11 protein-coding genes are annotated in these 13,187 nt (G+C 36.0%); 7 read left to right on the top strand and 4 right to left on the bottom strand.

Features of this window, described 5'->3' with window-relative positions; genetic code table 11:
* Positions 1-10 precede the first annotated feature (10 nt).
* Positions 11-3,223 (bottom strand): efflux RND transporter permease subunit, encoded by a 3,213-nt coding sequence (locus RHO14_09485; GenBank protein ID WVD70585.1) that lies wholly within the window; start codon positions 3,221-3,223, stop codon positions 11-13.
* A gap of 19 nt (positions 3,224-3,242) precedes the next feature.
* Positions 3,243-4,625, bottom strand: a complete 1,383-nt coding sequence (locus RHO14_09480; protein ID WVD70584.1) for an efflux RND transporter periplasmic adaptor subunit — start codon at positions 4,623-4,625, stop codon at positions 3,243-3,245.
* A gap of 352 nt (positions 4,626-4,977) precedes the next feature.
* Between RHO14_09480 and zipA the strand changes: the two genes are divergently transcribed.
* Genes zipA through RHO14_09460 form a run of 4 tightly spaced genes read left to right on the top strand, consistent with a single transcriptional unit; the run spans position 4,978 to position 8,715 of the window.
* The gene (gene zipA / locus RHO14_09475; protein ID WVD70583.1) at positions 4,978-5,856 is read left to right on the top strand and encodes a cell division protein ZipA; all 879 of its coding nucleotides are present in this window, start codon (positions 4,978-4,980) and stop codon (positions 5,854-5,856) included.
* Between the two features lie 56 nt (positions 5,857-5,912).
* The gene (gene ligA / locus RHO14_09470; GenBank protein ID WVD70582.1) at positions 5,913-7,961 is read left to right on the top strand and encodes an NAD-dependent DNA ligase LigA; all 2,049 of its coding nucleotides are present in this window, start codon (positions 5,913-5,915) and stop codon (positions 7,959-7,961) included.
* A gap of 12 nt (positions 7,962-7,973) precedes the next feature.
* Complete coding sequence (gene luxS, locus RHO14_09465; GenBank protein ID WVD70581.1) at positions 7,974-8,498, top strand: S-ribosylhomocysteine lyase; 525 nt, start codon at positions 7,974-7,976, stop codon at positions 8,496-8,498.
* A gap of 25 nt (positions 8,499-8,523) precedes the next feature.
* Positions 8,524-8,715: a 2-hydroxymuconate tautomerase gene (locus RHO14_09460; GenBank protein WVD70580.1), complete on the top strand. Its 192-nt coding sequence runs from the start codon at positions 8,524-8,526 to the stop codon at positions 8,713-8,715.
* Between the two features lie 41 nt (positions 8,716-8,756).
* On the opposite strand, the gene RHO14_09455 is transcribed toward RHO14_09460, so the two are convergent.
* Together RHO14_09455 and RHO14_09450 are read right to left on the bottom strand one after the other, a co-directional pair.
* Positions 8,757-9,092: a YggL family protein gene (locus RHO14_09455; GenBank protein WVD70579.1), complete on the bottom strand. Its 336-nt coding sequence runs from the start codon at positions 9,090-9,092 to the stop codon at positions 8,757-8,759.
* A gap of 46 nt (positions 9,093-9,138) precedes the next feature.
* Positions 9,139-10,353: a DEAD/DEAH box helicase gene (locus tag RHO14_09450; GenBank protein WVD70578.1), complete on the bottom strand. Its 1,215-nt coding sequence runs from the start codon at positions 10,351-10,353 to the stop codon at positions 9,139-9,141.
* A gap of 222 nt (positions 10,354-10,575) precedes the next feature.
* Between RHO14_09450 and RHO14_09445 the strand changes: the two genes are divergently transcribed.
* The 3 genes from RHO14_09445 (at position 10,576) to gdhA (ending at position 13,117) form a co-directional block, all read left to right on the top strand.
* Positions 10,576-11,271 carry an AzlC family ABC transporter permease gene (locus tag RHO14_09445; protein ID WVD70577.1) on the top strand — a complete coding sequence of 232 codons (696 nt, stop codon included), beginning with the start codon at positions 10,576-10,578 and terminating at the stop codon, positions 11,269-11,271.
* Entirely contained in the window at positions 11,262-11,591 is a 330-nt protein-coding gene (locus RHO14_09440; protein WVD70576.1) for an AzlD domain-containing protein, read from the top strand. The genes RHO14_09445 and RHO14_09440 overlap by 10 nt, the downstream gene beginning before the upstream one ends.
* Before the next feature lie 179 nt (positions 11,592-11,770).
* Positions 11,771-13,117, top strand: a complete 1,347-nt coding sequence (gene gdhA, locus RHO14_09435; protein WVD70575.1) for an NADP-specific glutamate dehydrogenase — start codon at positions 11,771-11,773, stop codon at positions 13,115-13,117.
* Positions 13,118-13,187 lie beyond the last annotated feature (70 nt).

The raw sequence follows: 13,187 nt of genomic DNA, 5'->3' as shown, positions 1-13,187 counted from the left end.
TTTTTATTGATTAGTCATTCTCTTTTTTAGGTTTGGGTGAACAAGGCAGTACGACTTTATTCTTATGTTTTGTAAATAATTTAGTCACAAAGACAAAGAATAATGGTACATAGAAAATTGCTAAGAATGTTGCTGTTAACATTCCGCCAATTACCCCAGTACCTACCGCATTTTGGCTTGCAGAACCAGCACCACTATTAATTGCAAGTGGTAATACCCCTAATATAAAGGCAAATGATGTCATTAAAATTGGACGTAAACGTAAACGACACGCTTCAAGTGTTGCATCAATTAACGATTTACCCTCTTTTTCAAGTGCATCTTTAGCAAACTCAACGATTAGGATCGCATTTTTAGCAGCAAGCCCCATTGTTGTTAATAGTCCAACGATAAAGTAAACATCGTTAGATAAACCACGGAACATGGTCGCATAGACGGTTCCTACTATCCCTATTGGTATAATAAATAAAATAGAGATTGGTACAGTCCAACTTTCATATAATGCAGCTAACGATAAGAATACAACAATAATCGAAATCATATAAAGTGTTGTAGTTTGTGAACCCGTTTGCTGTTCTTGGTAAGAAACACCAGTCCACTCATACGTAAAGCCTTTAGGAAGATTTTTCGATAATTTCGCCATTTCAGCCATTGCTTGACCCGAACTTTGACCCGGTGCACCAGAACCACTAATCCCCATCGCAGCAGAACCATTATAACGGACTAATGAAGGTGAACCATAAGTTTTTGAGGTTGTTGCAAATGAGTCGAATGGTACCATTTCACCATTACTATTTTGTACATGCCAGTAACTAAAATCATTTGGTAACATACGATAAGGCGCAGCACCTTGCACATAGACTTTTTTAACTCTATTGTTATAGATAAAGTCATCAATGTATGAAGATCCTAGGCTCGTTGATAACACCGTATTAATTGACGATATCGATGTACCTAGCGCTTGTGCTTTTTCAAAGTCAACATTGATTTTATATTGTGGTACATCTAACATGCCAGCCGGTCTTATTTGCGCTAAATTAGGATTTTGCGCAGCAGCACCTAGCATTTGATAAAATGCCGCCATTAACGCATCATGACCAGCGGCACCACTATCTTTTAGCATATAAGAGAAGCCATTAGCCATGCCTAAAGCGGGAACTGCTGGAATATTTAATGCAAAGCTACGCGCCTGAGTAATTGTTGCTAAGAACTGGTTAGCATTACTAACAAGGTAATCTACTGACTGATCTTTATCTTTACGTAAACTCCAATCTTTCAGTTTAATAAAGCCAAGCCCCATGTTTTGTCCACGGCCCATCATACTAAATCCTGCGACGGTAAATACTTCTTCAACCGATTTTGCATGTTGGGTTTTAAAGTAAACTTCAGCTTTATCGAGTACTGCTTGTGTTTCTGATAATGTTGCGCCAGGCGGTAGTTCAGTCATCATGATGATAACACCTTGGTCTTCATCAGGTAAGAATGCAGTTGGTAATTTATTAAAGCCAAATAATAAGGCAAGAATTACTAATCCATAAGTAACAAAACTGAATAATGGATATTTGATAACCTTAATTACACCTTTTTCATACAAATGAAGGCTACGAGAAAATACTGCATCAAAACCAGCAAAGAATTTTGCTAATAACCAACTAAACCAACAAAAAGGTGGTAACTTAGCTATTCGCTGCGTGAAGGTTGCTTTTTTGTTTTTGAATTTTGAAGGCGCTTTTAAGATCTGCACACATAATGCAGGGGTTAATACAATTGCCATTAATACTGATAATGCCATTGATGTTACAATGGTAATGGAGAACTGTTTATAAATTCCACCCGCAGCGCCGCCATAAAATGCCATTGGTACAAATACGGCTGATAATACTACCGCGATCCCAACTAAAGCTGAGGTAATTTGTTCCATCGATTTTACGGTTGCATCATAAGGGGATAATCCTTCATCTTCCATGATACGTTCTACGTTTTCGATAACGACGATAGCATCATCCACCAGCAAACCGATGGCGAGTACTAATGCAAACATAGAAAGGGTATTGATAGTAAAACCTAAAATATATAATACTGCAAACGTACCAAGTAACACAACGGGTACTGTAATTGTTGGAATTAATGTCGATCTAAAGTTTTGTAAGAAAACAAACATTACAATAACAACTAATATAATCGCTTCAATTAATGTATCAACTACGTTCTCAATTGATAATTCAACAAATTTAGTCGTATCGTAAGGATATTTATAGTGAATATCTTCAGGAAAAATTGATGATAATTCTTCAAGTTTAGCATCAACGGCATTTGAGGTTTCAAGTTGGTTTGCACCTGTTGCTAAATAGATAGCTAAACCAGCAGAAGGGAGTCCATCGTAGCGAGATTGGAAGTTATAATCAGCAGATCCTAATTCAATATCGGCAATTTCACTTAATAATATTTTTGAACCATCAGTATTGACTCGCACCAAAATATTTTTAAACTGATCAACCGTTTTTAATCGCGATTGAGCTGTGATGGTTGCATTAAGTTCTTGCCCTTTAGTTGCTGGTAGTGAACCTAACTGCCCAGCGGTCACTTGCGCATTTTGTGCTTGAATTGCCGCACTAACTTCATCAGTTGAAAGTTTGAAGTAAGTCATTTTATTTGGATCAAGCCAAATACGCATAGCGTATTCAGAGCCAAATAAAGTTGTATCACCGACACCTTGAACACGTCGAATCGGATCTTGCACTGTTGAATAAACAAAGTCGGCAATGTCCGTTTGGGTTTTATCAGGGTTTGTTGAGTAAAAACCAATAACTTTTAAGAAGTTGGTATTGTTTTTCGCAACACTAACCCCATTTTTTTGCACACTTTCAGGTAATCGTGCTTTTACACTCTCGACTTTATTTAATACCTGTACTTGCGCAAAGTCTGGGTCGGTACCTGGTGCAAATGTTAAGGTTGTTTGTACAATCCCTTGTGAACTACTAGTAGATTGCATATAAATTAAATTATCAATACCCGTTAAATTCTGCTCAATTAACTGAGTTACGGTATTATTAATCGTTTCCGCATCAGCACCAGGGTATGATGCGGTTACTGTTACCGCGGGTGGCGCGATATCAGGATATTGTTCAACTGCAAGTAGTTTAATACCAAGCAAACCGCCTAGCATCATCATTATTGCAATTACCCAAGCAAAGACTGGGCGATCTATAAAAAACTTAGCCATTATTTAAGAACTCCAATTCCTACTTAACGTTATTCTCAATCATTTCATCTAGTTGTGTTTGAGACAATGACGTCGGCTCGGCAACAAGATTAGCGAATATTTTTGCATCAGTACTGCCTGGTTGTACGCTAGTTAAATTAAGTAGTCCACTAACAACGACTTTCTCGCCAGCATTTATTCCTTTGGTTACAATCCAATAGCCTGAAATACCTGAGTAGACTTCAATATCATCTCGTTTTTCAAAGTAGTAAAAAGTCTTATCTTTTTTGTCACTATCTTTTTGTGCTTTGATAATTTTTTGAGCTTCGATAACTGCTTTATCTTGTGCATCTTTTTTAGCTTGCGCATTATTTTTATCGTATGGAATTAATTCGTGAGCAAGTATTGCCTCACTAATTACATCGACTTCTTTATCTGCCGCAATAGGCACAGCAACAATCGTTGTATAATTACCAGCCTGATCACTTGTGATCCCTTTTTGAGGTACTAAAATTGCTTCTTTAATATTACCTAAGGTTAAAAGAGGTTTTAAGAACATACCCGGTAATAGTTGGGCATTAGGATTACTAAATGCAGCGCGTAGTACGACGGTACCAGTTGTTTCATTTACATTTTTATCTGAGAATATAATTTTGCCATCAGATGAGTATTTTGAGCCATCATTGAAAAATATTTCAACTTTTTCATCTGGAGTGTAAACTTTATTGCGCTCGTTTTCATTTTTCTCAAAAACTGATACAGCTTGGGTCATATCAACGTAAATTGGATCAATTTTTTGCACAATTGCCATTGCAGTAGATTGACCAGCGGCTACTAATGCACCTTCAGTTACGTTTGATTTACCAATATAACCGTCAATTGGCGAGTATACTTTAGTATAGTCTAAATTGACTTTTGCAGTGTTCAAATTGGCTTTAGCAACTAATACCGCAGCGTTTGCTTGCTGCGCATCAGCCGCCGCTTTATCGTAGTCTTGTTGACTGATAGATTTATTGGTTAATAGATTTTTATAACGATTAAGTGTTAATTGAGAAAGCTTCGCACTCGCCTCTGCACTTGCAACGCTTGCTAATGCACTATCATAATTAGCTTGATAAAGAGCGGGATCGATTTGATAAAGTGATTGACCTTCAGTTACATCACTACTTTCGTCAAATTCTCTTTTTAAAATAATACCATTAACTTGTGGCCTAATTTCAGCTATTTGAGATGCAACAACTCGAGCAGGTAATGCGACTTTTATTGTATAGTCCAAAGGCTGCGTCTCAAAGACGGTGACATTTACCGATGGGAGTTTAACTAATTCTTCATTAGAATTTTGGTTATCACAAGCCGTTAATAGTAAACTACTACCCAAAGCTAATGCTAACGTGATAGGGAATAATGCTTTTTTCAATTTCATATAAAAATAACCTCGGTAAAATCAATAACGCCTATATCTACTTATTGGTTAATTCAATAAATAAATTTTTTTTCAAATAGGGTAGAATTCTACAGAAATTTAACTTTTAATGTAAGTGACAATTACAACGATAGCACAGAGTACTAAAAATAAACATGACATTGGTAATGGTATTATTGATAATACGTTATCCTTAATAAGGAAATTATCTATTTATAGTAAAATTTACGCATTTTTAGGTCGATAGAGCAATACATTGCTCGAAAATTATAATTATGGATTCAAGTTACTTGAGTATTTATGTTTAAATACAGTAATATAGTAACATTAAATTAATACAGAGATTGGTATTATGGATAACTTACGTATTGTGCTAATTATTATTGCTTCTTTGGTAATAATTGCACTATTAATTCATGGCTTTTGGATTAATAAAAAAGAGCGTTCATCTATTTTTGATGCATCAAAAAGTAAAAAAAATAATAAAAGTAGTTTTAGTCACTCTGATCACCAGCTTGACGATGGTTTTTTAGATGGTGTTAGTGATGTTAGAGTTATTTCAACTAAACAAAATACCAACACAGAAATAAACATTGAGTTATTTGATGATTCAAATGCTGATTTAAAACCTGTTCAGCAAGATTTTTTTGTTGATGAGGGATCTGCCTATAAACCGAAAGAAAGTATCGTTGATCCTATCATTGCTGATAATAAAACTAATTATATCGATCCGAATATAAACCATGATAAGTCGATAAAAATAGACGAGTATTCGCCTGCTATTAAACCTGCCAATGTTACATCGCCAGAAACTAAAAAAACAGATGTGCTTATTTTACATATTGTTGGTCTTAATGATGAGAATATTCGAGGAGACTTATTATTAAGTAGTATTGTTCAATCTGGATTTCAATTCGGTGAAATGCAAATTTTCCATCGCCACTTAGATCCCGCGGGTAATGGTCCTGTATTATTTAGTTTGGCTAATATGGTGAAGCCAGGAACTCTAGATCCAGAAACAATGCATGAATTTACAACGCCGGGTATTTCAATTTTTATGATGGTTCCATCTTACGGTAATACTGCACAAAACTTTAAGTTAATGTTGCAATCAGCGCAGCGCATCGCTGATGACGTTAATGGCGTGGTACTTGATGATAATCGCCATATGCTTACCCCACAAAAAATAGATAGTTATAAGAGTCGAATTAAAGCTGTTACTCAAGAATAATCTGGTTAATTAACCAGATGTTTAAATCAGCCATAATATGATCACATGAGTGTTAGATGAATACGAAACAAAGCCCAACCGAGATAGAAAATCAAATAGCCCAGTTACGCCAAATTATTAGGCAACATGAGTATCAGTATTATGTATTAGATGATCCTAAAATTCCTGATGCTGAGTACGATAAGTTAATCGCTAACCTTACCACACTCGAACAACATTATCCTGAGTTTATCACGCCAGAATCCCCCACCCAACGTGTTGGCGGCATTGCATTAAGTCAATTTAAAACCATCAAACATGAAATGCCGATGTTATCATTAGACAATGTCTTTGACCAAGATAGTTTTATGGCATTTGATAAAAGGGTGCGTGAACGTGCTAATTTAGGTGATAGCGATGTTGAGTATTGCTGTGAGCTTAAACTTGATGGTTTAGCGGTGAGTTTATTATATGAAAAGGGTAAATTTATTCGCGCAGCAACGCGTGGTGATGGCACTGTTGGTGAGGATATTAGTGAAAATATCAAAACTATTCGAGCCATACCTCTCGCATTAACGGGTGATGATATTCCGGCAAGGTTAGAAGTACGCGGCGAAGTATTTATGACTCATCAAGGCTTTGATAAATTAAATCAAGATGCGCAAAAACGCGGTGAGAAAATTTTTGCCAATCCTCGTAATGCAGCCGCTGGTTCATTAAGGCAACTTGATCCAAAAGTAACCGCTAAACGATCGTTAGCCTTTTATTGCTATGGTATGGGCATTTTTGAAGGAAAATCACTACCCGATACCCATTATGGTCGTTTAATGCAGTTTAAAAAGTGGGGCTTTCCAGTCAGTGATAAGGTTATCATCAAACATGGCTGCGATGAAGCAATTAACTATTTTAATGATATTGAACAACAAAGAATGGCATTGGGATTTGATATTGATGGCGTGGTTATTAAGGTCAATTCAATTAGCTTGCAAGAACAGTTAGGGTTTGTTGCTAGAGCCCCCCGGTGGGCAACTGCCTTTAAATTTCCAGCACAAGAACAAGTTACCCAATTACGTAAAGTTGATTTTCAAGTTGGGCGAACAGGGGCAATTACGCCTGTTGCAAGGTTAGAGCCAGTACAAGTAGCTGGCGTTATCGTGAGTAATGCAACACTACATAATAGTGATGAGATTGAAAGGTTAGGTCTTCGCGAAGGTGATTATGTTACTATTCGACGTGCAGGTGATGTTATTCCAAAAGTGGTTGCAGTGATCTTCGATAAAAGGCCTAAAGAAACCAAAGAAATCGAATTCCCAACCCATTGCCCTATCTGTGGTTCGATAATTGTTCGTGATGAAGGTGAGGCTATTTCTCGTTGTTCTGGTGGGCTTTTTTGCCCAGCACAGCGTAAAGAAGCATTAAAACACTTTGTATCAAGAAAGGCACTCGATATTACGGGCTTGGGGGATCGAATTATTGAACAACTTGTTGATAAGGATTATGTTAAAAATCCAGTAGATCTTTATTCTTTAACTCTACCGATGCTTTGTTCATTAGATAAAGTTGGTGAAAAGCTTGCAACAAATCTACTTAATTCTTTGCAAGCAACGAAAGAAACTACCTTAGCTCGTTTTATTTATGCACTAGGTATTCCTCATGTAGGGGAAGTGACTGCCGAAAACTTAGCTAATGAACTCGGTAGCATTGAGAATATTCGTCAGAGTAATGCTGAGCAGCTACAAAATGTCAGTGATGTTGGTGAAGTTATCGCGCTAAGTATTGTTAATTTTTTTAAAGAAGAACATAACCGATATATTATTGATGAGCTTATCAGTGAAAAAATTGCTATCCATTGGCCGCAAAATATTGTAAAAACGTTAGTCACTGATAGTATTTTTAAAGATAAAGTCATCGTTTTAACGGGTTCATTATCTTCTATGAGCCGTGATGAGGCAAAAGATAAGCTTAAACAATTAGGTGCCAAAATTACTGGCAGCGTATCAAAAAATACCGATATCGTAATTGCTGGTGAAGCGGCGGGTTCTAAACTGGCCAAAGCAGAACAATTAAATATCCAAGTTATCGGTGAACAAGAAATGTTAGACTATTTTGCTCAGACTACAATTTGATGAGGAGAGGGGATGCCATTACTAGATAGTTTTAAAGTTGATCACACCAAAATGCAAGCACCTTTTGTTCGCGTTGCAAAAATTATGCAAACCCCTAAAGGTGATGTAATTACGGTATTTGACCTGCGTTTTACCAAGCCCAATAAAGAGCAATTACCTGAAAAGGGTATTCATACACTTGAACACTTATTTGCAGGTTTTATGCGAGATCATTTAAATGCAAGTGATGTTGAAATTATTGATATTTCCCCAATGGGATGCCGTACTGGGTTTTATATGAGCTTAATTGGTCAACCTAATGAATCACGCGTCGCCGATAGCTGGTTATCTGCCATGCATGATATTAATTTGGTACAAACACAAAATGATATTCCAGAACTAAATCAATATCAGTGTGGTTCATATAAAATGCACTCACTTGTAGAGGCAAAAACCATTGCTGATGCAATTATTAAATCTGGTATTAGTGTGTGTTATAACAGTGATATAACCTTAACTGATGAGCAGATGGCCGATATTAATCGCCTTACGCTTTAATTTACGATGAAATAAGGAAAATAAAATGCCAAATGTTGTAATTGATTTTTTAGCAGGAAGAAGTATTGAACAAAAAAGAGAAATGGCTAAACGAGTAACTCAGGCAATCGTTGAAACACTTAATTGTCCGCCTGAAGCAGTACAAATTGTTATGCATGAAATATCAACAGATCAAATTGCCAATGGTGGCGTTTTACGTTGTGATAATAGCAAGTAAACTGTAATAATAGGGCAATATAGCCCTATTATTAAACAAAATTAAAAGTCTAACTCATCCCACCAGATATCAATAAGTTGACCTACTTTTACATTTTGCACGCTATGGCTGTTTAACCAATCTTCTACAATTTTACGGTGCTCTTGTGTACAGTTACCTAATTTTTGTGTACATACAATACCTTGCCAGTTCAAATAACCACTGCCTTCATAAGCTAAACCATTAGGTACGATTGCTTCACGAATGAACTGATCAACAACTTTATCTAGGTTTGCTTCATCAGTTGCTTTATCAAAAGACCAACTAACAGTAAAACCTAGTTCTTTAAACTCTTCAATATGTAATTTTTTTCTTAAACGTCGACTACGATTAGCCATAGCATTATCCTTTTTAAACTTGATTCAATGATAGTTAGTTATTTTATCACTTTTTGTTTGATCGTTGGGTTATTTTTTGTTTTGGTGCTGCTTTTATATGTGGATTTACGGTAAACCCATCGGTTTTCATTTCAGGAATTGATGTCTTTATTAATTTTTCTATTGCTTTTAATTGCGGTAATTCATCAATACAAACAAGTGAAACGGCTTGACCACTATTTTGAGCTCTTCCTGTTCGACCGATACGATGAACATAGTCCTCAGCAACTTGTGGTAAGTCATAATTAACAACATAAGGTAATAGCTCGATATCGAGTCCGCGCGCAGCTATATCTGTTGCAACTAGGGCTTTTATTTGTCCAGTTTTAAAATCAGCTAAGGCCTTTGTCCTTGCTCCTTGACTTTTATTGCCATGAATTGCTGATGTTTTAATACCATCTTTAGTCAGTTGCTCAGCTAAATGGTTGGCACCATATTTAGTCCGAGTGAAAATTAACACTTGCTGCCATTGATTCTTACCAATTAAATAAGATAATAGTTCGCGTTTACGGCTTTTATCAACATGATGAACATATTGCTTAATTTGCTCAGAAGTACTATTTTCTTTTGCGACGGCAATTGTTTCTGGTTCATGCAAAATTGTTTGCGATAGTCCTTTTATCTCATTAGAAAAGGTAGCTGAAAACATCAAATTTTGTCGCTTTTTCGGTAATTTAGCAATTACACGCCGAATATCATGAATAAATCCCATGTCTAACATGCGATCTGCTTCATCTAATACCAATACTTTAACGGTAGATAAATCAACAGCATTTTTTTGTACTAAATCTAATAATCGACCAGGTGTTGCAATTAGTATATCAACGCCACCTCGTAGTTTCATCATTTGTGGATTAATACTAACGCCACCAAATACAACTAATGAGCGAATACTTAAATAACGACTGTAATCACGAATATTATCCCCGATTTGAGCAGCAAGTTCACGAGTCGGTGCTAAGATTAGGGCATGTAAAGGTCTTTTGCTTTTTCTGCTATCATCATTCTTGCTAGTGTTAATTTGTAATTCTGTTAATTTTTGTAAAATCGGCAAAGCAAATCCAGCTGTTTTCCCCGTTCCTGTCTGTGCACTGGCGATTAAATCTTTACCTGAAAGTACAATCGGAATAGCTTGTTTTTGAATTGGCGTTGGAGTTGTAAAATTTTGTTCTTGAAGTGCTTTTAAAATCTCGGTAGTTAAACCAAGTGAATCAAATGACATTAAATTATTCCTGTTAGAGCTAAAAATATTAAGGCTTTGAGCTGATTATAAATCAATTCAACAATATTTACCTGAGTATTTAACTATTTTAGCGATAAATAGTCGAAGATTACTTTTTAATAGGCTTTTTTGCGATATATTACAACATGCATTTGTTTGCTTAACGTTAAGCTGAAAATTCGTTATGATATCTACCAACAATTATTTTATGCAAAGTTAGTTATGAGTTTAACATTTAGAAATGGTGTAATTGACTGTATTCCAACCTTACTTGGTTATATCGGTATTGGTATCGCTGCCGGCGTTATTGGTAAAGCATCTAATTTAAGTATATTAGAAGTTACATTGCTTGCCATTATTGTCTATGCTGGAGCTGCGCAATTTATTATTGCAGGTTTGATGCTAATTAGTACGCCGATTTCTGCCATTATTTTTACTGTTTTTCTAATTAATTCACGTCATTTTTTGATGAGTATGGCAACCGCGCCTTATTTTAAAAAATTTTCATTATGGAATAATATTGGGATAGGAAGCTTGTTAACCGATGAGACTTTTGCAGTAGCAATGACGACAATTAGCAAGAAAGTCGCTATCAATTCAAAATGGATGCACGGATTAAACCTGACGGCATATATTGTTTGGATTTTATCTTGTTTACTTGGCGGCATGATTGGTAACTTTTTGCCAGACCCTCGGCTCCTAGGTTTAGATTATGCGCTTGTCGCTATGTTTATTGGCCTTCTTTATTTACAATTAATTAGTGATAAGAATAAAAGTAAAAAAAATATGCTTTTAGTTATGTTAACAGTATCTGTTTTATTAGTATTTTTAATGAAATTTATCTCGGCAGAACTAGCACTACTGATTGCAACCTTACTGGGTTGCTGTTTAGGGGTACTCATCGAAAAATGCAAATGACACTCTATAGTTTATTAATCATATTAGGTTGCGGCTTAGTAACTTGGTTACCGCGAGTTATTCCTTTTATTTTAGTGCGGAAAATTCGTATACCAGAAGTTGTGCTACGCTTTTTATCCTACGTCCCTTTATGTATATTAACCGCGCTGTTTGTACAAAATCTTTTAGTCGTAAGAGAAGGGCAGTTACCTGCCATCAATACGGCATATTTGTACGCAACAGTGCCAACAGTATTTGCCGCTGTGATTACTAAAAACTTGATGTGGATTGTTATTGTTGGTGTTGTATCTATGTCATTGATACGGTATTTTTTAGTTTAGCTACCTTTATATAAGATATTGCGCCATTATGATGCTTAAGTGGTTTTTGATTCTATTTCGATAACTATTTTTGTTAACGACTTATCTATTATTAAAACTTATTATTTTTTTGTGAATTATTTTAGTGCTATATTTGCACTAAATCAGTTCGAGTTATTTTTAAATAATAAGGATAAATTATGAGTCATTATACGTCAGTCGATCAATTCATTACCTCTCTACAAAAACGCGATCCAAATCAACCTGAATTCTTACAAGCAGTTAGAGAAGTTTTAACCTCTTTATGGCCATTTTTAGAAAAAAATCCACAATATACCGCGCATGGGTTATTAGAGCGGATCACTGAGCCTGAGCGAGCGATCCAATTTCGTGTAACTTGGGTTGATGATAAAGGCCAAGTGCAAGTTAACCGAGCATGGCGTGTGCAGTTTAATTCAGCCATTGGTCCATTTAAGGGCGGTATGCGTTTTCATCCTTCAGTTAATTTATCTATTTTAAAATTTCTTGGTTTTGAGCAAACATTCAAAAATGCTTTAACTACATTACCTATGGGTGGCGGTAAAGGTGGTAGTGATTTTGATCCAAAAGGTAAAAGTAATGGTGAAGTAATGCGTTTTTGCCAAGCACTCGTTACTGAGTTATATCGTCATATTGGTTCTGATACTGATGTTCCAGCTGGTGATATTGGTGTTGGTGGTCGAGAGGTCGGTTTTATGGCTGGCATGATGAAAAAATTAACCAACAATGCATCTTGCGTATTTACCGGTAAAGGATTGTCTTTTGGCGGAAGTTTAATTCGGCCAGAAGCAACGGGCTATGGACTTGTATATTTTGTTGAAGCAATGCTTAAGCAACATGGTAAAAGTTTTAATGGTTTAAACGTTGCAGTATCAGGCTCTGGTAATGTAGCTCAATATGCAATTGAAAAATGTATGCAATTGGGCGCAAAAGTAATTACTTTATCGGATTCAGCAGGCACTGTTGTTGATGAGGCCGGTTTCACTCAAGAAAAATTAGCACGTTTGATGCAAATTAAGAATATCGAATATGGCCGCGTTGAACAATATGCTAAAGAGTTTGGTTTAACATACCATAAGGGTCAAAAACCTTGGGGAATTAAGGCTGATGTGGCACTACCTTGCGCAACTCAAAATGAATTAACTATCGAAGATGCTAAAATGCTTATTAATAATGGCGTTATTGCCGTTGGTGAGGGCGCAAATATGCCAACAACGATTGAAGCAACTGAAGCATTTATTGCCGCAAATGTACTTTTTGCACCAGGTAAAGCGGCTAATGCTGGCGGCGTTGCAACATCAGGACTGGAAATGGCACAAAACTCAGCAAGAATGTCATGGACTGCCGAAGAAGTTGATCGCCAGTTACATAATATTATGCTCGCTATTCACTCATCATGTGTCAAGTATGGTGATCATGGTGGTAAAGTTATTAATTATGTTGATGGCGCCAATATTGCCGGCTTTGTTAAAGTTGCTGATGCGATGTTAGGGCAAGGTATTTTGTAATTGTTGCTTCTATTATAATTAAAAAGCCACCGACCCTGGTGGCTTTTTTTATATAATACAAATAAAAAAT

Source organism: Orbaceae bacterium lpD04, assembly GCA_036251935.1.
Classification (GTDB): domain Bacteria; phylum Pseudomonadota; class Gammaproteobacteria; order Enterobacterales; family Orbaceae; genus Orbus; species Orbus wheelerorum.
The sequence above is the reverse complement of the archived record's forward strand: the minus strand, read 5'-3'. Positions and strand labels throughout refer to the sequence as shown.

Coding starts and splice junctions, on each gene's coding strand:
- RHO14_09485 (WVD70585.1), bottom strand. CDS start 3,223: ATGGCTAAGTTTTTTATAGATCGCCCAGTCTTTGCTTGGGTAATTGCA.
- RHO14_09480 (WVD70584.1), bottom strand. CDS start 4,625: ATGAAATTGAAAAAAGCATTATTCCCTATCACGTTAGCATTAGCTTTG.
- zipA (WVD70583.1), top strand. CDS start 4,978: ATGGATAACTTACGTATTGTGCTAATTATTATTGCTTCTTTGGTAATA.
- ligA (WVD70582.1), top strand. CDS start 5,913: ATGAATACGAAACAAAGCCCAACCGAGATAGAAAATCAAATAGCCCAG.
- luxS (WVD70581.1), top strand. CDS start 7,974: ATGCCATTACTAGATAGTTTTAAAGTTGATCACACCAAAATGCAAGCA.
- RHO14_09460 (WVD70580.1), top strand. CDS start 8,524: ATGCCAAATGTTGTAATTGATTTTTTAGCAGGAAGAAGTATTGAACAA.
- RHO14_09455 (WVD70579.1), bottom strand. CDS start 9,092: ATGGCTAATCGTAGTCGACGTTTAAGAAAAAAATTACATATTGAAGAG.
- RHO14_09450 (WVD70578.1), bottom strand. CDS start 10,353: ATGTCATTTGATTCACTTGGTTTAACTACCGAGATTTTAAAAGCACTT.
- RHO14_09445 (WVD70577.1), top strand. CDS start 10,576: ATGAGTTTAACATTTAGAAATGGTGTAATTGACTGTATTCCAACCTTA.
- RHO14_09440 (WVD70576.1), top strand. CDS start 11,262: ATGCAAATGACACTCTATAGTTTATTAATCATATTAGGTTGCGGCTTA.
- gdhA (WVD70575.1), top strand. CDS start 11,771: ATGAGTCATTATACGTCAGTCGATCAATTCATTACCTCTCTACAAAAA.